The sequence below is a fragment of the Streptomyces atratus genome (assembly GCF_040655115.1).
GTDB lineage: Bacteria > Actinomycetota > Actinomycetes > Streptomycetales > Streptomycetaceae > Streptomyces > Streptomyces atratus_D.
Map to the genome: position 1 here is coordinate 83,638 of NZ_JBFAJH010000001.1, position 26,157 is coordinate 109,794.

Below are 26,157 nucleotides of genomic sequence, written 5' to 3' on the forward strand. Positions count from 1 at the left end.
GTGAGTTCCCCAGATCCTCAGGTTCGCGCAGCGCGAAACCTGGCCGACCCTTCGCCCGAGAGCAAGCCCTCGAAAAGCCGCTCCAAGAGCCGCGGCCCCGTCGTCGCGGTCACCGGTGCCGCGACCGGCGTCGGTGAGCTGCTCACCGCGCGCCTCGCGGCATCCGAGGAGATCAAGCAGGTCATCGCCATCGACGAGCGCCGAGGCGAGGTCTCCGAGGCGACCTGGCACATCCTCGACGTACGCGACCCCGCCATCGCCGAGAAATTGCGCGGCGCCGACGTCGTCGTCCATCTGGCGCTCGACCTCGACCTGGAGACCGACCCCGCCGCCCGTACCGCGTACAACGTCCGCGGCACCCAGACCGTGCTGACGGCCGCCGCGGCCGCCGGTGTCCACCGGGCCGTGCTCTGCACCTCGGCGATGGTCTACGGGGCGCTGCCCGACAACGACATCCCGCTCGCCGAGGACGCCGAGCTGCGCGCCACGGCCGAGGCCACCGGTGTCGGCGACCTTCTGGAGATCGAGCGGCTCGGCCGCCGCGCCCCCCGCGCCCACCCCGGACTCAACGTCACCGTGGTCCGCCCCACCGTACTGGTCGGCGGTACGGACACCGCGCTGACCCGCTACTTCGAGTCGCCGCGCCTCCTCGTCGTCGCCGGATCGCGCCCCGCCTGGCAGTTCTGTCACGTCGACGACCTGGTGACGGCCCTCGAGTACGCCGCGCTGGAGAAGATCGACGGGGAGTTCGCGGTCGGCTGCGACGGCTGGCTGGAGCAGGAGGAGGTCGAGGAGCTCAGTGGTGTACGACGGATGGAGCTGCCCTCCGCCGTCGCCCTCGGCGCCGCCGCCCGGCTGCACCGGATCGGTCTCACCCCGTCTCCCGCGGGCGACCTCGCGTACACGATGCACCCCTGGGTGGTCAGCGTGAGCCGACTGCACGACGTCGGCTGGCGTCCCCGATGGACCAACGAGGAGGTGCTCGCCGCGCTCCTCGAAGAGGTCGAGGGCCGCCACACCGTCGCCGGACGCCGACTCGGCCGCAAGGACGCCACCGCTGCCGGTGCGGCCGGTGCGACCGTGGCGCTGCTCGGCACCGCCGCCCTGGTGCGTCGCGCCCGCAAGGCACGCCGGCGCATCTAGGTGTACGTGGTCATGACGTCGTCGACAGGCGGCTGATCTGGGGCCGGCCGCCGGGGGGCCTGCAGAAGGCTCCAAGGCTGCCGATGCCCGCCGGTGGAAAGGGCTATTCCGCGTTGTCAGTGCGGTACGGCACCATGGGCGGCATGGCACCCACCCATGACCACCCCGGTGAGCAGGCGGCGCAGGACCCGATCCGGCTGCTGGAGATCCGCGAGACACCGTTGTCGGTCGACGAGATCTTCCGCGCCGTCGGGGACGACGCCGCGGGCGGCACCGCGCTCTTCGTCGGCACGGTGCGCAATCACGACGGCGGACAGGACGTCGACGCGCTCGCCTACTCCTGCCATCCGTCGGCGCAGGACGAGATGCGCCGGGTGGCCGAGAAGGTCGTCGCCGAGTTCCCGGTCCGGGCGCTGGCGGCGGTACACCGTGTGGGTGAACTGGAGGTGGGAGATCCGGCCGTCGTCGTCGCCGTCTCCTGCCCGCACCGAGCGGAGGCGTTCGAGGCGTGTCGCAAGCTCATCGACGACCTCAAGCACGAGGTTCCGATCTGGAAGCACCAGCGGTTCTCCGACGGCACGGAGGAGTGGGTCGGCGCCTGCTGATCTCAAACCTTACCGGCGGTCATCTGCCCCGATTTGCGTAACCGCCCCCCTGCCATGAGCGTTGGATCTGCAGATGGCTAATCTGCTGATCAGCAGTCGCGGTCGCTCATGGGGCAGGGAGGTCGTCATGGCAGCACTCGCCTGGTTGTTGATTCCGTTTTTCGCTGCTCTCGGCGCTGCGATATGGGGGAGCTGGGCCGCCAGAAATCGCACGACCGGCGATGTCACCGAACTCGCCGAGTATGCCCGGTTCCGTGAGGCGATGGAGAAATCTCACTCCGGTTCCGACGCTGCCTGAGGCAGCACCGCACGTACGCAGTCGCCCGTCATCGCGGCGCCGGCTGCCCACGCCGATCGGCACAGCACCACGCCCCGCCCTCCGCCCCTTACGGACCGGCCCCGGCGGTGCACTGACAGACCCTTCCCGTACTGTCGTTCCATGCCACGCCGCACCGCGACGATGCTCGCCTCCACACTGATCCTCATCGCGCTGCTCTGCGCGGGCGTGCTGATGAAAGTGCCGTACTCGGAGATGTCTCCCGGTCCGACGGTGAACACGCTCGGCAAGATCGGCGGAGAACCGGTCCTGCAGATCTCCGGGCACAAGACGTACAAGACGTCCGGCAACCTCAATATGACGACGGTCCGGGTCACGGGCGCCGACTACAACATGAACCTCGTCGAGGCCGTCTACGGCTGGCTGGCCCACGACAGCGTCGTCGTCCCGCACGACACGCTGTATCCGAACGGCAAGACCGAGCAGCAGTCGACGCAGGAGAACGCCGAGGAGTTCAGCCAGTCCCAGGAGAGCGCCAAGGTCGCCGCCCTGACCGAGCTGGGCATCCCGGTGACCTCGCGCGTCGTGGTCTCCACGGTGATCAAGGACAGTCCCGCGCAGGGCAAGCTGCACGCGGGCGATGTGATCAAGGCCGTCGACGGTACGGCGGTCAGGCAGCCCGAGGACGTCGCGAAGCTCGTCACCAAGCACAAGCCGGGTGAGAACGTCACGTTCACGGTGATCCCGGCCAAGACTGCGGCCGCCGCCGAGAAGGCCGGCAAGGCGCCACAGGGATCCGAGAAGATCACCATCACGACGGCGAAGGCGGCCAAGGAGAACCGGGCGATCGTCGGCATCCAGGCAGGGACGGACCACACGTTCCCGTTCCGGATCGACATCAAGCTCGCCGATGTGGGCGGCCCGAGCGCCGGTCTGATGTTCTCCCTGGGCATCATCGACAAGCTGACCCCCGGCCAGCTGACCGGCGGCAAGTTCATCGCGGGCACCGGCACCATCGACGACCGGGGCAAGGTCGGCCCGATCGGCGGCATCAACATGAAGCTGGTCGGCGCGCGCGACGCGGGCGCCAGATACTTCCTGACACCGGACGACAACTGCAGGGCCGCCGCGTCCGACACCCCCAGCGGGCTCACGCTCGTGAAGGTCAAGACGATCGACGACGCGAAGAAGTCGCTGGAGAAGATCCGCACGGGAGACACGGCCGCTCTGCCGAGCTGCTCGGCAGGCTGACCGCGCCCCCACGGGGACGGCGGGCGCGATACCGCCCGCCGTGGTCGGACTCTCAGGACTCGAATGTGGCGGCCAGCGCCTCGGCGAGCCCCGGTACCAGGCCCGCGCCGGTCAGTACCTCGCTCGGGGAGTCCTTCTCCCGGAGCCGTACGGCCGACTCCCGCGCACCGTTGCGCAGGACGGCCACGGTCATCCGTACCTCCTGCCGGTCGGGGTGCCGGGCGACCCACTTCGTCAGCTGGGCGTCACTGAGCCCGTCCGGTACGGAGGCCTCGGCGGACGGCGGCAGCATCAGGCGCTCCACCGTCAACGCGCATCCGGCCACAGCGTCGGGCCAGGCAATCGTGGCGAGGAATTCGTCCAGTGCCTTACCGCGGGGGATCTCCTCCTGCTCGATCGGGGTGAGTGCGGCGGTCGTCGACTCCGGGCTGTCGAGACCGAGCTGGGCGGCGAGGCCCGGTTCCTGGGCGCGCAGCTTGGCGGTGTCGACGAGAGCGAAGAGCCGGGCGGGCTGGTCCCAGCCGAGGCCGGCGGCGTACTCGTCGATTTCGAGCACGGCGACGGTGAGGGGACTTGCGGCCATCGGGGGGCCTGAGGGGGAAACGTTGGGCATGCCCAACATCCTGCCTCCTTCCGCCCCGGGAACGGGAACTAGGTAAAGCCTCAGTAAGTTGCATAGGTGGGCTCTACGATCGCTGGGCCCGCTTCACACGACCGCGAACTTCGAGGGGCGCACGTTGGCTTTCCAGATGCCGGACCGCGGCGGAGGCCCGACCGGGCCACGGATCAGAGTCGGCCGCCCGTCCCGGCGCGCCCGTACCCTGCTCATGACATTGGGCGTCCTGGCGATTCTCGCCATGGCGTTCGTCATGTTCGCGGGGTTCTGGACGGACTGGCTCTGGTACCGGTCGGTCGCATATTCGTCCGTCTTCACCACCACCCTGCGGACCAAGATCGGGCTGTTCCTCGTCTTCGGACTGCTGATGGCGATCGCTGTCGGCCTGAACATCTGGCTCGCGCACCGGCTCCGGCCGCCGCTGAGCGCGATGTCGCTGGAGCAGCAGAGCCTGGACCGCTACCGGATGAGCGTCGCCCCGTACAAGAAGTGGGTGCTGCTCGCGGTCACCGCGCTCGTCGGGCTGATCGCCGGAGCGTCCGCATCGGGCCAGTGGCGCACGTGGCTGATGTACGTGAACGGCGTGGCGTTCGGGCAGAAGGACCCTCAGTTCCATCTGGACGTCTCCTTCTACGCCTTCGACCTTCCGTGGTACCGCTTCCTGCTGGGCTTCGGTTTCGCGGCCACGGTACTCTCGCTGATCGCCGCCGCGCTGACCCACTACCTGTACGGCGGGCTCCGCATCACCAGCCCCGGCGCGCGGGCGACCGGCGCGGCCACCGGTCATCTGTCGGTGCTGCTCGGCGTCTTCGTCTCACTGAAGGCCGTGGCGTACTGGCTCGACCGGTACGGGCTGGCGGTGAAGTCCAGCGACTTCAAGGCGACGGACAACTGGACGGGCCTGCGGTACGTCGACGCCAACGCCTACCTGCCGGCGAAGACGATCCTGTTCTGCATCGCCGCGATCTGCGCCGTGCTGTTCTTCGCGACGCTGTGGCGCCGCACCTGGCAGCTCCCGGTGATCGGCTTCGGCCTGATGGTGCTCTCCGCGATCCTGATCGGCGGGCTGTACCCGGCGATCGTGCAGAAGTTCCAGGTCCAGCCGAACGAGCAGGCCAAGGAAGCCCCGTTCATCCGGAAGAACATCCAGGCGACGCGTGACGCGTACGACATCGACGACGCCCAGGTGAACGACTACTCGGGCAAGAGCACCACGACGGACGACGCGAAGCTGCGCGCGAGCGCGGACGACGCGGCGAGCTACCGGGTGATGGACCCCAACGTCGTCTCCCCGGCCTTCCAGCAGCTCCAGCAGAAGCGGAACTACTACCAGTTCCCCAAGACACTGGACGTCGACCGCTACAAGGACGCAGCCGGCAAGGACCAGGACACGGTCATCGGTCTGCGCGAGCTCAATCTGGACGGCATCCCCAAGCGCAACTGGATCAACGACCACTTCACGTACACCCACGGCTACGGCGCCATTGCCGCGCGGGGCACCACGACGGGCAAGAACCCGAAGGGGTCCCCGGACTTCACCGAGTCCGGTCTGCCGACCACCGGCGAGCTCGGCACGTACGAGCAGCAGATCTACTACGGCGAGAAGACCGAGCAGTACTCCATCGTCGGCGGGCCCCAGAAGGAGCTCGACTTCGAGGAGGACGGTGAGAAGACCACCAGTTACCAGGGCAACAGCGGGGTCAGCCTCTCCAACGCGTTCAACCGCGCCGCGTACGCGGTCTCGTTCAGCGAGCCGCAGATCCTCTACTCGGGGGCCATCGGCGAGGGCTCGCGAATCCTCTACAACCGCACGCCCAAGGAGCGCGTCGAGGCGGTCGCCCCGTGGCTCACCATCGACGGCGACGCGTATCCGGCCGTGGTCAACCACCGCATCCAGTGGGTCGTCGACGCGTACACCACCACCAACGGATACCCGTACGCCTCGCGTACGACGCTCGGTGACACCACGGCCGACTCGCTGACCACCAACCAGCGCGCGGTCGTCGCCCAGCAGAACCAGGTCAACTACATCCGCAACTCGGTGAAGGCCACCGTCGACGCGTACGACGGCAAGGTCAAGCTGTACGAGTGGGACACCAAGGACCCGGTCCTCAAGACCTGGCGCAAGGCGTTCCCGGGGACGGTGGAGCCGCGGGCCGACATTCCGCAGGACCTGGTGGCCCACCTGCGCTACCCGCAGGACCTGTTCAAGGTGCAGCGCGAGCTGCTCACCCGCTACCACGTCACCAACCCCGCGCAGTTCTACAGCGGCAGTGACGCGTGGCAGGTCCCGGACGACCCGACCAACAAGGAGTCCGGCGCCGTCCCGCCGTACTACCTGAGCATAAAAATGCCGGACCAGTCGGCCCAGAAGTTCTCACTGACCACCACGTTCACCCCGAAGGGGCGGCCCGACCTCGGGGCGTTCATGGCGGTGGACGCGGATGCGGCCAGCAAGGACTACGGCACCATAAGGCTGCTCAGAGTCACCACGACGGTGAAGGGCCCCGGGCAGGTGCAGAGCGAGCTCAACGGCAACGACGATGTCGCCGAGTTCGTGAGAAACCTCAAGGGAACCGACTCCGACATCGAGTACGGCAACCTGTTGACGGTGCCGCTCGAGGGGGGCTTCCTCTACATCGAGCCGGTCTACACGCGCGGTGGTACGCAGAACTATCCGCTGCTGCGCAAGGTGGCCGCCTCGTACGGTTCGAAGACCGTCTTCGAGAACAGCCTCGGGGAAGCGCTCAACGCGGTCTTCGGGGTGGACGGCACCGAGACCACGCAGCCACCGCAGACCACCCAGCCGCCGGGCGAGACCACGAAGCCGCCTGCGGCCACCGGCGACGCCGCGCTCAAGCAGGCGATCGCGGATGCGCAGAAGGCCTATGCGGAAGGTGAGGCAGCCCTCAAGAAGCAGGACTGGACCGCCTACGGCAAGGCCCAGACGGATCTGCAGGATGCGCTGAAGCGTGCGGCGGCGGCCGCGCCCAAGGCGGACAAGGGCAGCTGAGAAGCTGCTGGTAAAGCCCCACCTCCGCGTCGTGGTACGGTTTGAACACAACGACGCGGGGTGGAGCAGCTCGGTAGCTCGCTGGGCTCATAACCCAGAGGTCGCAGGTTCAAATCCTGTCCCCGCTACTGAAAAATGAAGGCCCGGATCCTTTCGAGGATCCGGGCCTTCGTCGTGCCGTGAAGCCACTCTCATGTCATAGGCGTGAAGTGCGGTTCGCAGGGCACGTGTTGGGTCCGGACGTGTTTGACTTATCTCTCTGTGGGCATGTCGACAAAACGCTGAAGTGACCTCACTGGCCGCGGTATACCAGGTGTACGCGGGTTGCAGGTGGTGGGACGATGGTATTTATGGGGGACAGGGCAACTCTGTTGGAGACAGGGCGGTTTGTGCAGCGGCACGTCCATGGGATGGAAAACGTGACGGACGCGGCTTTTGTCGCTGACGCTGCGGGCAACGCCGAGACCGTGGACAGCGTCGAGGCCGCGGGGGCGGTCGGGACCACGGGAATCGCCGGGACTGCGGCGGCTTCCGGCGACGCCGAGAGCACGGAGAGCGCCGAGACCGAAGCGCGGCACCGCCGCGCCGCCGACGCCGGGGACACCGTGTCGATGAGCGTCCTCGGCGCGCTGCTGCTGCGCCGCGGTGATCTGAAGGGTGCCGAGCCCTATCTGCGGGGAGCCACCGCCGACGGCGACCGGGCCGCCGCCAACAACCTGGGAGTCCTTCTCCACCAGCGCGGTTACGCCGACGAGGCGGCCGGCTGGTGGCGTATCGCCGCCGTCGCCGGTTCCGCAGCCGCCGCGCACGCCCTGGGCCGCCACTACCGTGAGCGCGGCGACGAGCCCGGCGCCGAGTACTGGCTGCGCCAGTCCGCCGAGCAGGGCCATGCGCTCGGCGCGTACGCCCTTGCCGACCTGCTGGAACACCGCAGCGACGTCGGCGCCGAGCGGTGGCTGCGCGCCGCCGCCGAGCAGGGCCACCGGGAGGCCGCGTACCGTCTGGCACGCACTCTGGAGCGCAGGGCCGCCGACGACCCGCACGACGCGTTCGGCCGTCCCGGAGCGGACGCGGGGCTGGGGATGGACATGGGGCCCGGCCCGGGCGCGGCCGGTGGCTCCGTGACCGGCACACGTCACGCGGGTCGGGCCGCCGCGCGCAAGGACGACGGACCCGTGGCCGGTTCCGCCACCGGGCAGGTCGGTGAGGCCGAGCAGTGGTACCGGCAGGCCGCCGCGCGCGGACACCGTCGCGCCGCCCTGCATCTCGGAGCCATCCTCGAACGGCGCGGCGAACTCAAGGAGGCCGGCCGCTGGTACCTCACCTCCGCCAAGGACGGCGAGGCGCGGGCCGCCTGCGCGCTCGGATTCCTGCTGCGCGATGCGGGCGACGAGGAGAGCGCCGCCGTGTGGTGGCTGCGCGCCGCCCAGGACGGTGACGGCAACGCGGCCAACGCGCTGGGCGCCTTGCACGCCGCCCGCGGCGAGCAGCAGACCGCCGAGCGCTGGTACCGCGCCGCCATGGACGCGGGCGACGTCAACGGCGCGTACAACCTCGGACTGCTCTGCGCCGCCCAGGACCGTACGCCGCAGGCCGAGCAGTGGTACCGCCGCGCCGCATACGCCGGTCACCGCGAGGCCGCCAACGCACTGGCCGTACTCCTGCTCCAGGCGGGGGACGCGACCGGTGCGGAGCCCTGGTTCTCCAAGGCCGCCGAGGCGGGCAGCGTCGACGCCGCTTTCAACCTCGGCATCCTGCACGCAGGGCGCGACGAGGACCGGGCGGCGCTGAGCTGGTACGAGCGGGCAGCCGCCGCCGGGCACACCGAGGCGGCGCTGCAGGTCGGCATGGCGCTGCTGCACCATGGCGAGGAGCAGGAGGCCGAGCGTCATCTTCGCTGCGCCGCGGGCGGCGGCAGCGCCGAGGCGGCCTTCCGGCTGGCCGGGGTGCTGGACTCGCGGCAGCCGCCGCCGGGACCGCCGGCGCTCGGCGAGCCGATGCCGGAGAAGACCGAGTGCGAGGAGTGGTACGAGCGGGCCGCCGAGCAGGGGCACCGCCGCGCCCAGGTACGCGTCGGCATGCTCGCCGCCGCCCGCGGCGACGTGGACAGCGCCGCCCACTGGTACCGCGAGGCGGCCGAGGCGGGCAGCCGCAACGGGGCCTTCAACCTCGGGCTGCTCCTTGCCCGCGAGGGCAGCGAGCGCGAGGCCGCGTTGTGGTGGAGCCGCGCCGCGAACGACGGGCACGGACGGGCCGCGCTGCGCCTCGCCCTGCTCGCCGCCCGCCGCGGCGAGCTCACCGAGGGGCAGCGCTGGTGCGCGCGGGCGGTCGAGCTGGGCCCGGCGGAGGTCGCCGAGCGGGCGGCACGGCTGCTCGAGGCACTGCACCAGGAGCTGACCGCGTAACGGAGCGTGGGGGCGCGGCGCGGGGGCGGCGTGGCGTCGGCCGTAGTGCCCCGCCCGTCCGGCCCCGGCGCGCGGTCGCCGGGCGGGCCGCATGCCACCCGGGATGTGTCGCCCGGGCCGGCGCCGTGCCACGGTCGGCCACCCATGATCCTTCTCCGCGCCCCTTTGGCCCCTGCACGGTCTGGTGAGCCGGTCGGCCGCAGGCCCGCACCACCCCGCGGAAACGGATTTGCGCTGGTCGGGGGCGTACCGTAAGGTTGTGTTCACCGACGCGGGGTGGAGCAGCTCGGTAGCTCGCTGGGCTCATAACCCAGAGGTCGCAGGTTCAAATCCTGTCCCCGCTACTGAAGGCAGAGGGCCGGATCCTTTTACAGGGATCCGGCCCTCTGTTCATGCCCGTGACCATCGCCTCGGAGCGTGTGGCCCACCGCCTCCCCCGTACATCGCCCGGTCGACGGCTTTCTCCTCCGGTACCGGCTTGCCCGCCGAGACGCCCGCATCGCGGTACGCCTGCTGCAGGCGGTCCGTCGTGCCCTTGCGGATCTCCCAGTCCAGCGCATCGACGGCGTCGACCGCAGCGTCACCTCGTCGATCTTCATCAGCTTCGCCAGTTCCGTGACGAACGCGGGATCGGACTTGCAGTCCCCGGCGAAGTAGGTGTTCACCGTGCGTATGTAGGCGCGGAGGAAAACGACGTCGGCCGCTTGCCGAGGCCGAACATATTGAGGAAGACCGGCAGCGGAGCCAGCTTCGGTACGACGTACAGGGCATCGAGCAACGGTTCCAGCGCGGCTCGTACGAGGGAGAACGCCCCCTCAGCGGGCCGAGCGCGTATCCGGCGACGGTGCCGATGGCGTAGCCGCCGAGGACCCGCTCGAGCGTGGCCCACACGTCGGGCCACAGCTCGCCGTCGGCCGCGCGGTCCCAGCCGTCCGCGAGGATGGTGGACGGGGCCGGACAGACCCGGTCGTCGACCCAGGACTGCGCGGCGGCCGGCTGCCAGAGCAGGACGAGGAGCAGCGGTACGGCGACGGCGAGCGCCAGCTCCAGGGTGCGACGCCTGCGGTAGGTGCGTACGGGATGCAGCTCCTGGGGCCCAGCCTGCGCACGGACGGCCCCCACCGTCTTCCTGACGTGCGCGTTTCACGGCTGTGCTCATGCCGGGGCCACCTCTTTGCCGACCTCGCCGCGAAGCAGCCCCCACAGCTCGCTCTTCAGTGAGGTGAAATCGTGCCCGTCCTGTGCAGGGCGGCCGGCGACGGAGGACCCGGGGGTCGGGGTCAGTGACCTCCAATCGCGTACAGTCCCGGTCGCACGAGGCGCGGACCGTTACGGGGACGCCCTCGCCGAGGTGGCGGATGACGTTGGCGATCAGCTCGGTGGCACACAACTGGAGGTCGGCACAGGAGCCGCCCAGGTACGCGCGCAGGGCGTGACGCACCTCGGGCACGGCCTCGGGGGTGGCGAGAAGCTCCAGGATCAGCGCGCCTCCGGCGCCAGGTGCGGTCGGGTGCGTGAGCCTCTGCGGCGCGGGCTATGGCGGCCGCGCCACGGCGCCGTGCGATGTCGACGTGCTCGCCCGCGAGCACCGGGAAGTACCGGGAAGTACCGGGAAGTACGCCGGCCGGCTCTGCGCTGTCGCCGTCCTCGCCGTCGCGTCACCTCGCTTCGGCGCCCAGGTCGCAGATTGTTTGCCCGGGGATGATTTTCAGTCGTACGGTTTCGCGCGGCGAGGAGCCATGACATGCGAAAGGCCCGGTGCGAGCGACACTCGCACCCGGCCCCTCGTTGCGTCTCAGGCCGTCGCCGCGCAGTTCGGGCAGATGCCGCGGTACGTCACCTCGACGGCGGAGACCGTGAAACCGAACCGCTCGCCGGCCGGCAGGTCCGCCAGCGGGTCGCCGGCCGGGTGCACGTCGCGGATGGCGCCGCACCGGGCGCAGACCAGATGGTGGTGGGGGCGGTGCGCGTTCGGGTCGTACCGCTTCGCGCGGCGATCCGTGGAGACCTCGAGGACCTCACCGAGCGTCACCATCTCGCCGAGCGTGTTGTAGACGGTGGCGCGGGAGATCTCGGGCAGCTTGGCGACGGCCCGGGCGTGGACCTCGTCGGCCGTCAGGTGCACATGCTCCCCGTCGAGGACTTCGGCCACGACACGCCGCTGCGCGGTCATGCGCCAGCCGCGTCCGCGGAGCCGTTCCAGCAGGTCACTCATGGAAGCAAGCCTAACAGTGAGGGGACCCTGGCCCCGAATGAGTGTGACTTTAGATGTTCACTTGACTTGGACTTAGTCCATTGTAGGATCGGGATCGGCATACGCCAAGGGACAGGCTGTGCGGACATCAGGACATGACGGATGTGCAGGAATGACGCAGGAGGCGCACGTGACGCAGGGACCGCTCACCACGGAGGCCGGCGCGCCGGTGGCCGACAACCAGAACAGCCAGACCGCGGGCGTCGGCGGTCCGGTCCTGGTGCAGGACCAGTCGCTGCTGGAGAAGCTCGCGCACTTCAACCGTGAGCGCATTCCGGAGCGCATCGTGCATGCCCGCGGCGCCGGTGCGTACGGCACGTTCACGCTGACCCGCGACGTCTCGCAGTGGACGCGGGCGAAGTTCCTCTCCGAGGTCGGCAAGCAGACCGAGACGTTCCTGCGCTTCTCCACCGTCGCGGGCAACCTCGGCTCCGCCGACGCGGTGCGTGACCCCCGCGGCTTCGCGCTGAAGTTCTACACCGAAGAGGGCAACTACGACCTCGTCGGCAACAACACCCCGGTGTTCTTCATCAAGGACGCCATCAAGTTCCCGGACTTCATCCACACCCAGAAGCGCGACCCGTACACCGGCTCGCAGGAGGCGGACAACGTCTGGGACTTCTGGGGTCTGTCGCCCGAGTCCACCCACCAGGTGACCTGGCTCTTCGGTGACCGCGGCATTCCGGCCACGCTGCGTCACATGAACGGGTACGGCTCGCACACCTACCAGTGGAACAACGAGGCCGGCGAGGTCTTCTGGGTCAAGTACCACTTCAAGACCGACCAGGGCATCAAGAACCTCACCCAGGCCGAGGCGAACAAGCTCGCCGGCGAGGACCCGGACAGCCACCAGCGCGATCTCCGTGAGGCGATCGAGCGCGGCGACTTCCCGTCCTGGACCGTGCAGGTCCAGATCATGCCCGCGTCCGAGGCGGACACCTACCGCTTCAACCCGTTCGACCTCACCAAGGTGTGGCCGCACTCGGACTACCCGCCGATCGAGATCGGGAAGCTGGAGCTCAACCGCAACCCGGAGAACATCTTCGCGGAGACCGAGCAGTCGATCTTCAGCCCCGCGCACTTCGTGCCGGGCATCGGCCCGTCCCCGGACAAGATGCTCCAGGGCCGTCTCTTCGCGTACGGCGACGCCCACCGGTACCGCGTCGGCATCAACGCCGACCACCTGCCGGTGAACCGTCCGCACGCCACCGAGGCCCGGACGAACAGCCGCGACGGCTACCTGTACGACGGCCGCCACAAGGGTGCGAAGAACTACGAGCCCAACAGCTTCGGCGGTCCTGTCCAGACCGACCGTCCGCTGTGGGAGCCCACCACGGTCACCGGCGGGATCGGTACGCACGAGGCCCCGAGCCACGCCGAGGACAACGACTTCGTGCAGGCCGGAAACCTCTACCGGCTCTACTCCGAGGACGAGCAGGCACGCCTGATCGACAACCTCGCCGGGTTCATCGCCAAGGTCTCGCGCGACGACATCGCCGAGCGCGCGATCAACAACTTCCGTCAGGCCGACGGCGACTTCGGCAAGCGACTGGAAGCCGCGGTCCAGACCCTGCGCGGCTAGGGGGCGTCGGGCCCTGATCCGCCGGACACCCCCTGGTGCCGGCTCTCCCGCCGACCGATGGGCCTGTCCCCCTCACCGAGGGGGACAGGCCCATCGGTCGTACGCACGTGGGAGAGCTCAGCCGACCAGTTCCACCGGGTGGCGCCGGGCGGGTGCCCAGCAGCGGATGATGTCGCGGACCGAGACGATGCCGACGGGCCCGTGGTCGTCCAGCACGATCAGATGGCGGAATCCGCCGTGCGTCATGGCCTCCGCGGCCTCTTCCAGGGTCCAGCTGGGCGCGGCGAAGACCACATCGTTGGTGGTGTGGGTGGACGCGGTCTCGGTATCGGGGTTCTGGCCGGAGCCGACCGCGTTCAGGATGTCGCGCTCGGTGAGGATGCCGATCCCGCTGGTGTCGCGGTCGAGGACGACTGCTGCCCCGATGCGGCGGGCCGACATCAGTTGGGCCGCCTGGCGGAGCGTATGAGTGGGGCCGATAGTGAGGACCAGCGTGCTCATGGCGTCACGGACGAGCATGAAGGGAGCCACCTCCTTCGTGAAGCGACTGCGTGAGCCGATTCACAAGTTCACAAGTGGGGGGACTCTCAGCGTTGCATCGTTGGGGGAGTCCAACAAGGGGTGCGCGGAGATCATTCGAGGGGCGCGCGGAAGTGCAGCACACGCCCCTCGGGGTCCTCACGCCTCGTGACGGCCCGGGATCAGTAGCGCTGGTTGAGATACCCCAGCAGCTCGTGGTGGAGCAGACCGTTCGAGGCCGCCGCGTTGCCGCCGCCCGGACCGGAGACTCCGTCCAGGCTCGTGAACCGGCCACCCGCCTCCTGGACGATGATCGCGTTCGCCGCCATGTCCCAGAGCGAGAGCTCGGGTTCCGCGCAGATGTCGACGGATCCCTCGGCGACCATCATGTACGGCCAGAAGTCGCCGTACCCACGCGTACGCCAGCAGGCCCGGGTCAGGTCCATGAAGCCGTCGAGCCGGCCCTGCTCCTCCCAGCCGGTCATCGAGGCGTACGCGAACGAGGCGTCCGCGATCCGCTCGACCTTGGAGACGTGCAGCCGGGTCGCGGAGGTGAGACTGCGGCCGGAGTACGCCCCCGCACCCTTCGCCGCCCACCAGCGGCGGCCCAGCGCGGGCGCCGACACGACGCCGACCACCGGCTGGAACCCTCCCCCGCTCTCGGCTCCGCTCGAGCGGGAGGTGCCCCCTCCGCCCGCCTCCATCAGCGAGATCAGGGTCGCCCAGACCGGGACACCGCGGACGTAGTTCTTGGTGCCGTCGATCGGGTCGATGACCCAGCGGCGCGGACCGGTGCCCTCGATCCCGTACTCCTCGCCGAGGATCGCATCGCGCGGACGCGCCCGATGGAGGTGGCCGCGGATCAGCTCCTCGGCGGCCTTGTCGGCCTCGCTCACCGGCGTCATGTCCGGCTTGGTCTCGACCTTGAGGTCCAGAGCCTTGAACCGGTCCATCGTCGCCGCGTCGGCGGCGTCCGCCAGCACGTGGGCGAGGCGCAGATCATCGTGGTAATCGGGCATGTCGTCACAGTATCGACCGCAGGTGAACAGGGCTACACGGACCCGGAGGCTGCGCGAAGCCTTGACAGTGCCCGGTGGCGCGTCAACTCTGAACCGCAGAGTCCCTGGCGTGGGAGGCGACGATGCCTACAGCGCGCGAAGCACTGCTGGACGCCGCCCTCTCGGCGCTCACCACTCTGCCCTGGCCGACCGTGCGGATGGTCGACGTGGCGTCCGCCGCCGGAGTCTCCCGGCAGACCCTCTACAACGAGTTCGGCAGCAAGGACGGCCTGGCCCGGGCCCTGGTCCGGCGCGCTGCCGACGGCTATCTCGCCGGTGCCGAACGGGCGCTGGGATCGCTCGGTGGCCCGGGGGACAGGCTGGCCGCGACCGCCGCCTGGACGGTGCGCGCAGCCCGTACGGACGCCCTGGTCAGGGCGTTGCTCACAGGCTGTTGGGGCGAGCGATTGCCCCGGCCCGCACGCCCGGCGGCGCCGGTCGGCTCGTCCGTACCGGCGCAGCGGCGGGCCGATGCCGGACCGCCGACCCCCGCCGAACTGCTCGGCCTGGTGTGCGAGCGCGCGGTGGCCGCGCTGGACGAGGGGCGCCCGCCGCACGACCCGGCGGCACTGGCCGCGACCTGCGAGACCGCGATGCGGCTGGCGCTGTCGTACGCGGTTGCCGCGTCCGCCCTCCCCACGGACGCGGCGCCGCTGGTGCGCGAGGTGGTGGAGCGGTGGTCCGCAGCGTGACGGACGGGCCGCCGGTATCCCGGAGCGCGAGCGCGCCCGCATCCTGCCGGCCGTGTACCACCGAGCGCGACGCGGCGGTACGAGGGGTGCCGGTCCGGGTCACGCTGCCCGGAGTACGCGGAACCGGGCGAGGGGGGCGCTGCGTGCGAGGTGCCGGTCGCCGAAACGGTCGGGCACAGCGCCGCCTGTCGCTTTTCCCGTACCGGCCGTCAGTGGGACGAGCCCGACAACTGCAGCCCGATCACACCCAGGATCACCAGCGAGATCGACACCAGCTTGAGCGTGGAGACCACATCGTCCAGGAAGACCATGCCGTAGATCGCGGTGCCCGCCGCCCCGATGCCCGTCCAGACGGCGTAGGCGGGCCCCACGTCGAGCTTCTTCAGGGAGAGCGTCAGCAGACCGAAGCTGCCGAGCGCGAAGGCGGCGAACGCGATGGTCGGCCAGAGCCGGGTGAAGCCGTGGGACAGTTTCAGGCAGACGGCGAAGCCGGTCTCCAGAAGTCCTGCGACCACGACCAGCAGCCACGCCATCGTCAGTGCCCTCCCACGTCGGTGACTGCTCCGTCCCGCTGAGCGCGATTATGCACTTACCATCGGCAGCAGGTCGCAAACAGTACCCAGGTCAGTCGCCTTCGCGCCGCTCCCGGGTGGCCAGCAGCCGGTGCAGCGAGTCCAGCCGTGCCGGATCGGCATGCCCCCCGGCCACCCAGGCGCCCAGCGCACATTCCGGTTGGGCGGCGTCATGGGTACAGCCGCGCGGACAGTCCTCGGTGCCCGGCTCCAGGTCGGGGAACGCGTGGATGACCCGCGAGGGGTCGATGTGGTTCAGCCCGAAGGAGCGCACCCCGGGGGTGTCGACCACCCAGCCGCGCCCGTCCGGCAGCGGCAGCGCGAGCGCCGAGGTGGTGGTGTGCCGGCCGCGGCCCGTGACCGCGTTGACGACACCCGTCGTACGCCGCCGGTCCTTCGGCACGAGGGCGTTGACCAGGGTGGTCTTCCCGACACCGGAATGCCCGACAAAGGCGGTGACCCGGTCGTTCAGCTGCTCGCGCACCCGGTCCGCAGCGTCGCCGTTCTCCAGCTCCTCGCGGCTGGTGACGATGTACGGGACCCCCAGGGGGGTGTACGCCTCCAGGAGCTTGTCCGGGGACGCCAGGTCCGACTTGGTCAGGACCAGGAGGGGGGAGAGTCCGCCGTCGTACGCCGCCACCAGACAGCGGTCGATCATCCGCGGGCGGGGTTCCGGATCCGCCAGCGCGGTGACGATCGCCAGCTGGTCGGCGTTGGCGACGACCACCCGCTCGTACGGATCGTCGTCGTCCGCCGTCCGCCGCAGCACCGAGCGGCGCTCACCGATCCGGACGATGCGCGCGAGGGTGTCCTTGTCGCCGGACAGATCGCCGACGATCGAGACGGTGTCGCCGACCACCGCGGCCTTCCGGCCCAGCTCCCGGGCCTTCATCGCCATGACCGTACGGCCGTCGACGAGGCACGTGAGGCGGCCGCGGTCCACGGTGAGGACCATGCCCTTCTCGGCGTCCTCGTGCTTCGGGCGGGTATGCGTACGAGGCCGGTTGCCCTTCGGATTGGGGCGGAACCGGATGTCGTCCTCGTCGGGGTTCTTGCCGTAGCGACGCATGGCTCAGACCCCGAGCATTCGGGTCCACATCTGCGGGAAATCCGGCAGGGTCTTGGCGGTGGTCGCCACGTTCTCGATCTCCACTCCGGGGACGGCAAGGCCGATGATCGACCCGGCGGTTGCCATCCGGTGGTCGTCGTACGTATGGAAGGTACCGCCGTGCAGCGGGCGCGGCTCGATGTGCAGCCCGTCGGCGGTCTCGGTGACGTCGCCGCCGAGCTCGTTGATCTCCTTGGTGAGCGCGGCCAGCCGGTCCGTCTCGTGCAGCCGCAGATGCGCGACGCCGCTCAGTGTGGAGGGGGAGTCGGCGAGGGCCGCGACCGCCGCGATGCCGGGGGTCAGTTCGCCGACCTCGCCGAGGTCCACGTCGATGCCATGGATACGGCCCGATCCGGTGAACGTCAGACCGTGCTCGGTCAGCTCGCAGCTGCCGCCCATCGCGGTGAAGATCTCGCGCAGCGTGTCACCAGGCTGGGTGGTGCGCTCCGGCCAGTCCGGAATCGTCACCCGGCCGCCGGTGACCAGCGCCGCCGCGAGGAACGGCTGGGCGTTGGAGAGATCCGGCTCGACCGTCAGGTCGCGGCCGAGCAGTGCCGACGGGGACACCCGCCAGACATTCGGCTCGCCACCCGTCTCCGGCTCGTCGACCTGGGCGCCGACGGCCCGCAGCATGTCGACGGTCATCCGGATGTGCGGCATCGAAGGCAGCCGGGAACCGGTGTGACGTACCTCCACGCCCTGGTTGAAACGCGGCGCCGACAGCAGCAGCGCCGAGACGAACTGGGACGACGAGGAGGCGTCGATCGCCACCGGGCCGCCGTCCAGCGCCCCGCTGCCGTGCACGGTCATCGGCAGCGAGCCGCGCCCGTCGTCGTCGATCCGGGCGCCGAGCACCCTCAGCGCGTCGATCACGCCGGTCAGCGGCCGCTCGTACGCACGCGGGTCGCCGTCGAAGCGGATCGGACCGTCGGCGAGGGCGGCGACCGGCGGCAGGAAACGCATCACCGTTCCGGCGTTGCCGACGTCGACCGTGGTGGGACCGTGCAGCCCGGCCGGAATGACCCGCCAGGCCTCGCCGGAGCCGTCCGGGCCGACGCCCTCCTCGATGCCGACGCCCATCGCGCGCAGTGCCTGCGCCATCAGCAACGTGTCGCGGGAGCGCAGCGGGCGGCGCAGCCAGCCCGGCTCGGCGGCGAGGGAGGCCAGGACCAGCGCCCGATTGGTGACCGATTTCGATCCGGGCACGGTGACGGTCGCGTCGACGGCCCCGCTCGCGTGAGGGGCGGGCCAGAGGGCGGGGTGCACGGAGCTTTCGGTCATGGACCTCACTTTAGTGGCTCGCCGCAATCCCGGATTTTGATCAAATGGGCCGAAACCGGGGCGTAATACAAGCATGGTAGGCGTCGCCGCGGGTTGTCGTCCCTCACCGGCCGAGCATCCAGCGGCCGCCGCCGATCAGCGAGCAGATCGACACCGCATGGAAAAAGCACAGCCACAGCACGGCCGGCACATCCGTGAGCCGGGACAGCTGGTCCGCGTCCGAGTCCGGCGCCCCGCCGCGCCGCCGCTTCGACTGCAGCTCGAACGCCGGACGTACGCCCCCGAGCAGCAGGAACCAGACCACGGTGTACCCGAACAGCGACTGCACCGCGGGTGAAGCCAGCCAGGACACCAGCAGGAACGCCGTACCGGTGAAGATCACCGTGAGCGCCCCGTACAGATTGCGGATCATCACCAGCATCACCGCGAGCAGCGCGGTCGACACCCACAGCAGCAGCGTGATCCGGCCGCCTGTGAGCAGCCAGGCGCCGCCGAGCCCCAGCAGCGGCGGCGCCGTGTAGCCCGCCGCCGCGGTGAGGGCCATGCCGATGCCGGTGGGCCTGCCGCGGCTGACGGTCAGCCCGCTGGTGTCCGAGTGCAGCCGGATGCCTTCCAGGCTGCGCCCGCTGACCAGGGCGATCAGCCCGTGTCCGCCCTCGTGGGCGATGGTGATCGCGTTGCGTGAGAGCCGCCACAGGACGTTCGGTACGACGGCGATGAGCGCGACCGTGGCCGTCACGACCACCAGCCACTGCTCGGGTGCGGGCTGGGTACCGAAGACGCGATCCCACAGATTGCCCAGTTCGGTGCTGTCCATGGTGCGGGCGGCTCCTTGCGGTCGTGTCGGTGGGTCGTGGCAGTCTGGCACTTATGTGCGGACGGTATGCGTCGAGTCGGCGGCCCGAGGATCTGACCGGACTCTTCGGGGTCGAGAAGTGGGAGCCGGCGGAGACGCTGGAGCCCGACTACAACGTGGCGCCGACCAAAGAGGTCTACGCCGTACTGGAACGTCCCGTGAAAGACGCGGATGATCAACGCCCGGTTCGCCAGCTGCGCGTCCTGAAATGGGGACTCGTCCCCTCGTGGGCCAAGTCGCCCGAGGGCGGAGCCCGGATGATCAACGCCCGCGCGGAGACCGTCCACGAGAAGCCGTCCTTCCGCCGCCCCTTCGTCTCGCGCCGCTGCATCCTGCCCGCCGACGGCTACTACGAGTGGGTCACCGGCACTGACGAGCGGCAGCTGGAGGAGAAAGGGAAGAAGAAGCGGCCGCGGAAGCAGCCCTACTTCGTGACGCCCGCCGACGGATCGGTCTTCGCGATGGCCGGACTGTACGAGTTCTGGCGCGACCGGACGCTGCCGGACGACCACCAGCAGGCCTGGTGGGTGACCTGCTCCGTGATCACCACCGAGGCGGAGACCACCCCGCTCGCCGTCGCCCCCGCCGAGGGTCCGGCCGCGCTCGCCGACATCCACCCCCGGATGCCGCTGATGCTGACCCCGGACCGCTGGGACGCCTGGCTGGACCCCTCGCGCACCGACATCGAGGAACTGCGGGCGCTGCTGGCGCCGCCGCCCGGCGGACTGATGCGGGCGTACCCGGTGACCACGGCCGTCAGTAATGTGCGCAACAACGGGCCCGAGCTCCTGGAGGAACTGATCGCGCCGGAGCTCGGCACGCTCTTCTGACCGGGCAGGATGGGCTCTGTGAGCCGTAGAGAGACAGCCCCGACGACCGAGGCGGTCGACACCGCCGCCGGGCCCGCCCGGATCACCTGGCTGCCCGCGCGCAGCCCCCGCCTGGTGCTCGCCGTCAGCCATGGCGCAGGCGGTGGCATCGAGACCCGCGACCTCCAGGCGATTGCCGCCGCCCTGCCCGCACGCGGCGTGACCGTCGCCCTGGTGGAGCAACCGTGGCGGGTCGCCGGGAAGAAGCTCGCGCCCGCCCCGAAGACCCTGGACGCCGGCTGGCGCGATCTGTGGCCCGCTCTCACCGCCCCCGGGCTGCCCGTCGTGGCCGGCGGACGCAGCGCGGGCGCGCGGGTCGCCTGTCGCACGGCGTCCGAGCTCGGCGCGCACGCCGTCCTCGCGCTCAGCTTCCCGCTGCACCCGCCGGGCAGGCCGGAGAAGTCCCGCAAGGACGAGCTGCTCGGCGCGGGCGTGCCCACGCTTGTCGTGCAGGGCGGCCACGACCCGTTCGGGCGGCCGGCCGAATTCCCTCCGGGGGAGTACGAGATCGCCGAGGTGCCGTACGGGGACCATGGCTTCGCCGTACCGAAGAAGTCCGGAACGACCGAGGACCGGGCGATGGAACTCCTCACCGCCGCCGTGACGGAATGGCTGGACCGACTCCCGTAAGGCAGACCCGCACGGCCTTTCCGGGTGGATCGGATCACACCCGCGCACGACCCGGCGGACCCCGGGAATGTTGCGTCGGGGACCACTGTTGTTCGGGACATCGGTTCATCAACGTCGTACGTGGAGAGGGAGTCCGTCGCATGGGTTCGACCATCTGCCCGCGCCGCTCGAACGCCGCTGACCTGGAGTGGGCGGTGCTGCACGTGGCGAAGACCACCCCCGGGCGGGCACGGAGCGGATCGGAACGACAGCCCGCGTCGAAGCAAGGTCGACTATTCTCCGATTCGAGCGGGTCCGGTCTCGGAACCGCCACAGCGTTGGAGGAGGTGGGTCCGGTCACCGGTACCGACACAGGGACCGACGACGGCCGCGCGGAGGAGACGACCGCCGAGCGCAATGCGCGCTTCGAGCGGGACGCCCTCGGTTTCCTCGACCAGATGTACTCGGCCGCGCTGCGCATGACGCGCAATCCCGCGGACGCCGAGGACCTGGTTCAGGAGACGTATGCGAAGGCGTACGGCTCCTTCCACCAGTTCCGCGAGGGGACGAACCTCAAGGCGTGGATGTACCGCATCCTCACCAACACGTTCATCAACTCGTACCGCAAGAAGCAGCGCGAACCCCAGCGCAGCGCCGCCGAGGAGATCGAGGACTGGCAGCTGGCGCGCGCCGAGTCGCACATGTCCACAGGTCTGCGCTCCGCCGAGTCGCAGGCGCTCGACCACTTGCCGGACTCGGACGTCAAGTCCGCACTGCAGGCGATCCCCGAAGAGTTCCGCATCGCGGTTTATCTTGCCGATGTAGAGGGCTTTGCCTACAAGGAGATCGCGGACATCATGGGGACTCCCATCGGTACGGTGATGTCCCGACTGCACCGGGGCCGCCGCCAACTGCGCGGCATGCTGGAGGACTACGCCCGTGAACGCGGGCTCGTCCCGGCCGGTGCCGGAGAGTTGGACGATCGGAAAGGCTCGGGCTCATGAGCTGCGGAGAGCCGCACGAGACAGACTGCTCAGAGGTCCTCGATCATCTCTACGAGTTTCTCGACCATGAGATGCCCGACAGCGACTGCAGCAAGTTCGAGGTGCACTTCGAGGAGTGCTCGCCGTGCCTGGAGAAGTACGGGCTGGAGCAGGCGGTGAAGAAACTGGTCAAGCGCTGCTGCGGTCATGACGACGTGCCGGCTGACCTGCGCTCCAAGGTGATGGGCCGGATCGATCTGATCCGCTCCGGGCAGGCCGTGCCGGAGCAGGACGTGGTGGCCGAGCTGCCGAGCGCTGCCACGGAGTGACGAGCGGCCACCCCTGACGACGGGGCTTCTCTGCTCGCCGAGGGCGTGCCGCGGCTGTCGCGGCACGCCCTCGGTGGTACCGCCGCCAACGCGTGCACTTCACCCGAACGTGCTAATCGGGCTCAACCACGCTCGACCGAGTGCCCAACTCGCTAACCTGGCGCCTCCATTGACCAGTTGGGGGGCGGGCGGGACGGGTGAGAAGCACCGGGGCTGCGGCGCGCGCGGTCATTCTGGCCGCCGCGGTCTGCGCTGTCCTCTGTGTGCGGCCCGCGCTGCCGCCCGGCGGTACGGGGGTGCCCTGGGACACCGTCGGTCTGCTCGCCGGGCTCTATCTGGTCTGCGAACTGCCCGGACGCCACCCGTTCTTCGGCAGTTCCGTGCCGATCAGTGCCGGATCGTTCTTTCCGCTGCTGCTCGCGGCGGCGTTCCTGGTGCCGCCCGCCGCTGCCGCGCTGGTCGCGATCCCCGGCTCACTCGCCGGCCGGGTGGAGAGCGCGCCCGTCGCGGCCCGCCGCATCTGGCGGACGGCCCAGCTGACGATCACCGTCTGGGTGGCGTCGTCCGTCCACGGCCTGCTCGGCGGCGCCGCCACGCTCGGTGGGCCCGGTCCCGGCCTGCTGCCGGACTTCCCGTACGCCGTCCTGCCCGCCTGTGTCGCCGCGCTGGCCTTCAGTCTCGTCCTCACCGCCCTGGACGGCTCGATCCTGGCCGTGGCCGAACGGGTGCCGGTCCGGCACGCCTGGAGGGGACTGCTGCCGAGCTCACTCGGACCGCACCTGGTGCACGGGCTCGCCGGACTGATGATGGCCCTGCTGTGGCGCAGCTCGTACGGGCCGCCGGCGGCGCTCTTCGTGCTCCTGCCGATGTACATCTCCTGCTGGGTCTTCTCCCAGTACCACCGTCAGCAGGCCGCACACCGCGCCACCATCCGGGCGCTGGTGCAGGCCGTCGACATCAAGGACACATACACCCGGGGGCACAGCGAGCGCGTCGGGCGGGCTTCCGTGCTGATCGCCAGGGAGCTGGGCATGGCGGAGGACCGGCTCGAAGTGCTCCGGTTCGCCGGGATCCTGCACGACGTCGGCAAGCTCGGTGTGCCGACCCGGGTGCTGCGCAAGGACGGGCCGCTCACCCCGGAGGAACGGCGCGTGATCGAGCTGCATCCGGAGTACGGCCACGAGATCGTCCGGGGCATCGGCTTCCTGGGCGAGGCACGGGCGGCGATCCTGCACCATCACGAGCGGCTCGACGGCAGCGGCTACCCGTACGGGCTGAGCGGGCGGGAGATTCCCGAGTTCGCGCGGGTCGTCGCGGTGGCCGACGCGTTCGACGCGATGACGTCGACGCGTTCGTACCGCAGGGGGCGGCCGGTGCCGGCGGCGGTGGAGGAGCTGAAGCGTTGTGCGGGGACGCAGTTCGATCCGCAGATGGTGCGGGCGCTGGCTCGGGGAGTGGAGCGGTGCGGGTGGGCTGCGGAGACGATGGCGGTGACGGCGGACGAGCCGGTTCCGCTGCCGGGTGCGGGTGCGGGTGCGGGTGCGGGTGCGGGTGCGGGGGTGGCCCGGCAGGTGTCTCGTCCCCGGATGCCGGACGGGCTTGACGGCGCCGACGGGTTCGACGGCGCCGCGGAACGTCCCCGGTGACCGGCGCTGTCCCTGCCGTCCGTGGCGGTGCCGCCCTGCTGGCCCTCGGGGGGCTGGTCCACACCCTCTGGTACGGGGTTCATGAACCCGGGCATGCCCTTGCCTTCGGAGTGCTCGTCACCGTCGGTGAGCTCGCCCGCTGGGGTGCGCTGCCCGAGGAGCGGGAGCCCGCGCCGCTCGGGGCCGCCGGCGCGCTCGCCTACGCCCTGCTCGGCCGCAGTGGCGGGCAACCCACCACCCATGGGGTTCTCCAGGTCATCGCCGTCCTCGTTGCCGCGCAGCTGGTGGCCGCCGTGCCTCATGTGGCGCGCGGCAGCGGGCCAACCGCCGACCAGGCCGCCCGGCGGATCGTCACCGTCTCGTTCGCCGCCGTGTGCTTCCAGCCGCTCCACAACTCCGGCCGGACCGCCGACTGGTTCGGTGACGGCCCGTACGTCGCGCTGTTCCTTCTCGTCCTGCTCGGGCTCACCGCCCTGTGTGACGCCGTGCTCGGCGCCCTGCTGCTGCGCTCCGGCGCCCTCCCGCACGGCTTCGGGGGCAGGGGAGGTCCCTCCATCCCGTACGGGCCGCTGCTCCGCGACGAGCTGCGCGCCCTCCTCGGCATCGGTTCGGCGGTCTGTGCGACCGGTGCGGTGATGGCGCTCGGGGTCGCCGTCGCCGGGCTGTGGGCGCTGCCCGTGCTCTGCGTACCGCTGCTGCTCACCCAGGTGTCGTTCCGCAGATTCGTCGCCGTACGCGCCATCTACCGGCAGACCATCACCTCGCTCGCCCGTTCCACGGAGATCGCCGGCTACACCCCCCATGGGCATGCCCGCAGGGTCGCGGTGCTCTGTACGGCCGTCGGCCGGGAGCTGGGGCTCTCCGGGGCCGAGCTCACCGTGCTGGAGTACGCCGCCCTGATGCACGACATCGGTCAGCTCTCCCTCGTCGACCCGGTGCCCGACGGGGCGACAGCCCCGCTGCCCGCCGTGGAGCAGCGCCGGATCGCGCTGCTGGGCGGGGCCGTGGTCCGGCAGACCGGCGTGGACTCCGAGATCGCCGTCGTGGTGGAGCGGCAGGCCGACCCGTACCGCGAGCAGCCGCTGCCCGCCCGGATCGTCCGCGCCGTCAACGCATACGACGACCTGTGCGGGGAAGGTCTCAGCGGCCCGCTCGGTGCTCTGGAACGGCTTCGGCTCGGCACCGCCCACGACTACCAGCCGGAGGTGGTCGAATCGCTTGCCAGGGTCCTGGCCCGGGGCGGTCTGACCCCTGTCCCACCTGGGTAACCCATGGGTAATGAGCGGGTGTCCGGCCAGGCATGGTTGGATGCGAAGGAGAGCGCAAGAACGAAGGTGTCCAGTCGGGACAGGCGGGAATCGTGAGGATCTTCGGGAAGGTACGGCATCGGCCCTCCGCCTCTTGGCGGCAGGCCACGGACCGCGCGTTCACGCTGATCGGCGACGGCCGGTACGAGGACGCGGGCGCACTGCTGACACGGGCGGCGGACCTGGAACCCTGGCTTTCCGAGTCATGGTTCAACCTGGCGCTCCTGCACAAATTCCGGCATGACTGGGAGCAGGCGAGAGCGGCCGGGCTGCGCGCCGTCGCGCTGCTCGACAAGGAGTCCGGCGCCCCTGACTGGTGGAACGTCGGGATCGCCGCCACCGCCCTGCAGGACTGGCCCCTGGCCCGCCGCGCCTGGCAGGCGTACGGCCTGAAGGTGCCCGGCGCCGGCCAGCACACCGCGGCGGCCAACAGCGAGCCGGTCGGCATGGAGCTGGGCAGCGCGGCCGTGCGGCTGTCGCCCGAGGGCGAGGCCGAGGTCGTCTGGGGCCGCAGGCTGGATCCAGCCCGGATGGAAGTGCTGTCGATCCCCCTGCCCTCCTCCGGGCGACGCTGGGGAGAGGTCGTGCTGCACGACGGGGTGCCACACGGCGAGCGGGTCACCGCGGCCGGTCCCTCGTACCCCGTGTTCGACGAGATCGAGCTCTGGGCGCCGTCCCCCGTACCCACCTGGGTGGTGCTCCTCGAAGCCGCCACGGAGGCGGACCGGGATGCTCTGGAGCAGCTGGCGTCCGATGCCGGTTTCGCCGCCGAGGACTGGTCGTCATCCGTACGGCTGCTCTGCCGGGCCTGTTCCGAGAGCCGGATGGAGAGCGACGAGGGCGACGGCGAGCATCTCGACCCGCACGACCACAGCGAGCCGGGCCATCCGGGTCCGCTCGGCCACCGCACCGCCGGAGACCTGTGGGTGCCGGAGCGCGAGTGCGGGATAGCCGCACCGGCCGGGCTGGTGCGCGGACTGCTGGACGGCTGGGTGGCGGACAGCCCGGACAGCCGTGAGTGGCGGGATCTCGAAGAAGTCTGCTGAGCCGTGCGTCCGCGGCCCCGGATGGAACGGCCCCCCGTGACAGGGAGTGGATCAGCGAGCGGCGTCAGGCGGAGTCCAAGGGCGTCGGGAGTCCGCTCCCTGCCGTGAGGGAGGCCGTTACGCTGTACGGGCATCG

General features: G+C 70.4%; 23 protein-coding genes, 2 tRNA genes and 2 pseudogenes. 17 read left to right on the forward strand and 10 right to left on the reverse strand.

The genetic code is table 11. From position 1 onward, the window contains the following. The 4 genes from AB0I23_RS00380 (at nucleotide 1) to AB0I23_RS00395 (ending at nucleotide 3,276) form a co-directional block, all read left to right on the forward strand. The gene (locus AB0I23_RS00380; RefSeq protein ID WP_359105336.1) at nucleotides 1-1,143 is read left to right on the forward strand and encodes an SDR family oxidoreductase; all 1,143 of its coding nucleotides are present in this window, start codon (nucleotides 1-3) and stop codon (nucleotides 1,141-1,143) included. A 143-nt stretch (nucleotides 1,144-1,286) separates the two neighbouring features. Beyond that, nucleotides 1,287-1,748, forward strand: a complete 462-nt coding sequence (locus AB0I23_RS00385; protein WP_359105339.1) for a molybdenum cofactor biosynthesis protein MoaE — start codon at nucleotides 1,287-1,289, stop codon at nucleotides 1,746-1,748. Between the two features lie 127 nt (nucleotides 1,749-1,875). Continuing rightward, nucleotides 1,876-2,046, forward strand: coding sequence for a hypothetical protein (locus AB0I23_RS00390; RefSeq protein ID WP_359105341.1), 171 nt, complete (start codon nucleotides 1,876-1,878; stop codon nucleotides 2,044-2,046). Between the two features lie 141 nt (nucleotides 2,047-2,187). After that, nucleotides 2,188-3,276, forward strand: coding sequence for a YlbL family protein (locus AB0I23_RS00395; RefSeq protein ID WP_359105344.1), 1,089 nt, complete (start codon nucleotides 2,188-2,190; stop codon nucleotides 3,274-3,276). A 52-nt stretch (nucleotides 3,277-3,328) separates the two neighbouring features. On the opposite strand, the gene AB0I23_RS00400 is transcribed toward AB0I23_RS00395, so the two are convergent. After that, a complete protein-coding gene (locus AB0I23_RS00400) occupies nucleotides 3,329-3,898 on the reverse strand; it encodes a PPA1309 family protein (RefSeq protein ID WP_359105346.1) in 570 nt (189 codons plus the stop codon). Between the two features lie 127 nt (nucleotides 3,899-4,025). Here AB0I23_RS00400 and AB0I23_RS00405 point away from each other — a divergent pair, with 127 nt between their 5' ends. From AB0I23_RS00405 to AB0I23_RS00420, 4 genes are all read left to right on the forward strand, one after another. Beyond that, the gene (locus tag AB0I23_RS00405; RefSeq protein WP_359106214.1) at nucleotides 4,026-6,905 is read left to right on the forward strand and encodes a UPF0182 family membrane protein; all 2,880 of its coding nucleotides are present in this window, start codon (nucleotides 4,026-4,028) and stop codon (nucleotides 6,903-6,905) included. Between the two features lie 54 nt (nucleotides 6,906-6,959). After that, a tRNA-Met gene (locus AB0I23_RS00410) sits at nucleotides 6,960-7,033 on the forward strand. A 213-nt stretch (nucleotides 7,034-7,246) separates the two neighbouring features. After that, nucleotides 7,247-9,310: a tetratricopeptide repeat protein gene (locus AB0I23_RS00415; protein WP_359105348.1), complete on the forward strand. Its 2,064-nt coding sequence runs from the start codon at nucleotides 7,247-7,249 to the stop codon at nucleotides 9,308-9,310. A 270-nt stretch (nucleotides 9,311-9,580) separates the two neighbouring features. Further along, a tRNA-Met gene (locus tag AB0I23_RS00420) sits at nucleotides 9,581-9,654 on the forward strand. Between the two features lie 24 nt (nucleotides 9,655-9,678). Here AB0I23_RS00420 and AB0I23_RS00425 read toward each other — a convergent pair. The 3 genes and pseudogenes from AB0I23_RS00425 to AB0I23_RS00440 all read right to left on the reverse strand — a co-directional run. Continuing rightward, nucleotides 9,679-10,011 (reverse strand): annotated as a pseudogene (locus tag AB0I23_RS00425) (hypothetical protein); the annotation flags it as partial. After that, nucleotides 10,008-10,432: pseudogene (locus tag AB0I23_RS00430) on the reverse strand (ABC transporter permease); the annotation flags it as partial. The pseudogenes AB0I23_RS00425 and AB0I23_RS00430, both read right to left, overlap by 4 nt. Before the next feature lie 673 nt (nucleotides 10,433-11,105). Next, entirely contained in the window at nucleotides 11,106-11,525 is a 420-nt protein-coding gene (locus tag AB0I23_RS00440; protein WP_359105351.1) for a Fur family transcriptional regulator, read from the reverse strand. A gap of 151 nt (nucleotides 11,526-11,676) precedes the next feature. Between AB0I23_RS00440 and AB0I23_RS00445 the strand changes: the two genes are divergently transcribed. Beyond that, nucleotides 11,677-13,146: a catalase gene (locus AB0I23_RS00445; protein ID WP_359105353.1), complete on the forward strand. Its 1,470-nt coding sequence runs from the start codon at nucleotides 11,677-11,679 to the stop codon at nucleotides 13,144-13,146. 117 nt (nucleotides 13,147-13,263) lie between these two features. Here the strand turns inward: AB0I23_RS00445 and AB0I23_RS00450 are convergent, their stop codons facing one another. Further along, complete coding sequence (locus AB0I23_RS00450; RefSeq protein WP_359105355.1) at nucleotides 13,264-13,665, reverse strand: CBS domain-containing protein; 402 nt, start codon at nucleotides 13,663-13,665, stop codon at nucleotides 13,264-13,266. Nucleotides 13,666-13,847: 182 nt separating this feature from the next. Further along, the gene (gene hisN, locus AB0I23_RS00455) at nucleotides 13,848-14,684 is read right to left on the reverse strand and encodes a histidinol-phosphatase (protein ID WP_359105358.1); all 837 of its coding nucleotides are present in this window, start codon (nucleotides 14,682-14,684) and stop codon (nucleotides 13,848-13,850) included. A 122-nt stretch (nucleotides 14,685-14,806) separates the two neighbouring features. Between hisN and AB0I23_RS00460 the strand changes: the two genes are divergently transcribed. Beyond that, nucleotides 14,807-15,415, forward strand: a complete 609-nt coding sequence (locus AB0I23_RS00460) for a TetR/AcrR family transcriptional regulator (protein WP_359105361.1) — start codon at nucleotides 14,807-14,809, stop codon at nucleotides 15,413-15,415. 209 nt (nucleotides 15,416-15,624) lie between these two features. On the opposite strand, the gene AB0I23_RS00465 is transcribed toward AB0I23_RS00460, so the two are convergent. The 4 genes from AB0I23_RS00465 to AB0I23_RS00480 all read right to left on the reverse strand — a co-directional run bounded on the left by AB0I23_RS00465 (nucleotide 15,625) and on the right by AB0I23_RS00480 (nucleotide 19,193). Continuing rightward, a complete protein-coding gene (locus AB0I23_RS00465; RefSeq protein WP_311310331.1) occupies nucleotides 15,625-15,948 on the reverse strand; it encodes a DMT family transporter in 324 nt (107 codons plus the stop codon). 91 nt (nucleotides 15,949-16,039) lie between these two features. Continuing rightward, the gene (gene rsgA, locus AB0I23_RS00470; protein WP_359105363.1) at nucleotides 16,040-17,056 is read right to left on the reverse strand and encodes a ribosome small subunit-dependent GTPase A; all 1,017 of its coding nucleotides are present in this window, start codon (nucleotides 17,054-17,056) and stop codon (nucleotides 16,040-16,042) included. Nucleotides 17,057-17,059: 3 nt separating this feature from the next. Then, nucleotides 17,060-18,376, reverse strand: coding sequence for a 3-phosphoshikimate 1-carboxyvinyltransferase (gene aroA, locus AB0I23_RS00475; RefSeq protein WP_359105365.1), 1,317 nt, complete (start codon nucleotides 18,374-18,376; stop codon nucleotides 17,060-17,062). Nucleotides 18,377-18,479: 103 nt separating this feature from the next. Next, nucleotides 18,480-19,193, reverse strand: coding sequence for a M50 family metallopeptidase (locus AB0I23_RS00480; protein ID WP_359105367.1), 714 nt, complete (start codon nucleotides 19,191-19,193; stop codon nucleotides 18,480-18,482). 53 nt (nucleotides 19,194-19,246) lie between these two features. Here AB0I23_RS00480 and AB0I23_RS00485 point away from each other — a divergent pair, with 53 nt between their 5' ends. The 7 genes from AB0I23_RS00485 (at nucleotide 19,247) to AB0I23_RS00515 (ending at nucleotide 26,021) form a co-directional block, all read left to right on the forward strand. Further along, nucleotides 19,247-20,062 carry an SOS response-associated peptidase gene (locus AB0I23_RS00485; RefSeq protein ID WP_359105370.1) on the forward strand — a complete coding sequence of 272 codons (816 nt, stop codon included), beginning with the start codon at nucleotides 19,247-19,249 and terminating at the stop codon, nucleotides 20,060-20,062. Between the two features lie 18 nt (nucleotides 20,063-20,080). After that, nucleotides 20,081-20,731 (forward strand): alpha/beta hydrolase family protein, encoded by a 651-nt coding sequence (locus AB0I23_RS00490; protein WP_359105372.1) that lies wholly within the window; start codon nucleotides 20,081-20,083, stop codon nucleotides 20,729-20,731. Between the two features lie 326 nt (nucleotides 20,732-21,057). After that, on the forward strand, nucleotides 21,058-21,714 hold the full coding sequence (locus tag AB0I23_RS00495) for a sigma-70 family RNA polymerase sigma factor (protein ID WP_037689614.1): 657 nt from the start codon (nucleotides 21,058-21,060) through the stop codon (nucleotides 21,712-21,714). Then, the gene (rsrA, locus tag AB0I23_RS00500) at nucleotides 21,711-22,022 is read left to right on the forward strand and encodes a mycothiol system anti-sigma-R factor (protein ID WP_037689023.1); all 312 of its coding nucleotides are present in this window, start codon (nucleotides 21,711-21,713) and stop codon (nucleotides 22,020-22,022) included. Before AB0I23_RS00495 ends, rsrA begins: the two co-directional genes overlap by 4 nt. 197 nt (nucleotides 22,023-22,219) lie before the next feature. Then, nucleotides 22,220-23,668, forward strand: a complete 1,449-nt coding sequence (locus AB0I23_RS00505; RefSeq protein ID WP_359105375.1) for an HD-GYP domain-containing protein — start codon at nucleotides 22,220-22,222, stop codon at nucleotides 23,666-23,668. Further along, the gene (locus AB0I23_RS00510) at nucleotides 23,665-24,936 is read left to right on the forward strand and encodes an HD-GYP domain-containing protein (RefSeq protein WP_359105377.1); all 1,272 of its coding nucleotides are present in this window, start codon (nucleotides 23,665-23,667) and stop codon (nucleotides 24,934-24,936) included. The genes AB0I23_RS00505 and AB0I23_RS00510 overlap by 4 nt, the downstream gene beginning before the upstream one ends. Before the next feature lie 92 nt (nucleotides 24,937-25,028). After that, nucleotides 25,029-26,021, forward strand: coding sequence for a tetratricopeptide repeat protein (locus AB0I23_RS00515; RefSeq protein ID WP_037689618.1), 993 nt, complete (start codon nucleotides 25,029-25,031; stop codon nucleotides 26,019-26,021). Nucleotides 26,022-26,157: the final 136 nt, after the last annotated feature.

Coding starts and splice junctions, on each gene's coding strand:
- AB0I23_RS00385 (WP_359105339.1), top strand. CDS start 1,287: ATGGCACCCACCCATGACCACCCCGGTGAGCAGGCGGCGCAGGACCCG.
- AB0I23_RS00390 (WP_359105341.1), top strand. CDS start 1,876: ATGGCAGCACTCGCCTGGTTGTTGATTCCGTTTTTCGCTGCTCTCGGC.
- AB0I23_RS00395 (WP_359105344.1), top strand. CDS start 2,188: ATGCCACGCCGCACCGCGACGATGCTCGCCTCCACACTGATCCTCATC.
- AB0I23_RS00400 (WP_359105346.1), bottom strand. CDS start 3,898: ATGTTGGGCATGCCCAACGTTTCCCCCTCAGGCCCCCCGATGGCCGCA.
- AB0I23_RS00405 (WP_359106214.1), top strand. CDS start 4,026: ATGCCGGACCGCGGCGGAGGCCCGACCGGGCCACGGATCAGAGTCGGC.
- AB0I23_RS00415 (WP_359105348.1), top strand. CDS start 7,247: ATGGTATTTATGGGGGACAGGGCAACTCTGTTGGAGACAGGGCGGTTT.
- AB0I23_RS00440 (WP_359105351.1), bottom strand. CDS start 11,525: ATGAGTGACCTGCTGGAACGGCTCCGCGGACGCGGCTGGCGCATGACC.
- AB0I23_RS00445 (WP_359105353.1), top strand. CDS start 11,677: ATGACGCAGGAGGCGCACGTGACGCAGGGACCGCTCACCACGGAGGCC.
- AB0I23_RS00450 (WP_359105355.1), bottom strand. CDS start 13,665: ATGCTCGTCCGTGACGCCATGAGCACGCTGGTCCTCACTATCGGCCCC.
- hisN (WP_359105358.1), bottom strand. CDS start 14,684: ATGCCCGATTACCACGATGATCTGCGCCTCGCCCACGTGCTGGCGGAC.
- AB0I23_RS00460 (WP_359105361.1), top strand. CDS start 14,807: ATGCCTACAGCGCGCGAAGCACTGCTGGACGCCGCCCTCTCGGCGCTC.
- AB0I23_RS00465 (WP_311310331.1), bottom strand. CDS start 15,948: ATGGCGTGGCTGCTGGTCGTGGTCGCAGGACTTCTGGAGACCGGCTTC.
- rsgA (WP_359105363.1), bottom strand. CDS start 17,056: ATGCGTCGCTACGGCAAGAACCCCGACGAGGACGACATCCGGTTCCGC.
- aroA (WP_359105365.1), bottom strand. CDS start 18,376: ATGACCGAAAGCTCCGTGCACCCCGCCCTCTGGCCCGCCCCTCACGCG.
- AB0I23_RS00480 (WP_359105367.1), bottom strand. CDS start 19,193: ATGGACAGCACCGAACTGGGCAATCTGTGGGATCGCGTCTTCGGTACC.
- AB0I23_RS00485 (WP_359105370.1), top strand. CDS start 19,247: ATGTGCGGACGGTATGCGTCGAGTCGGCGGCCCGAGGATCTGACCGGA.
- rsrA (WP_037689023.1), top strand. CDS start 21,711: ATGAGCTGCGGAGAGCCGCACGAGACAGACTGCTCAGAGGTCCTCGAT.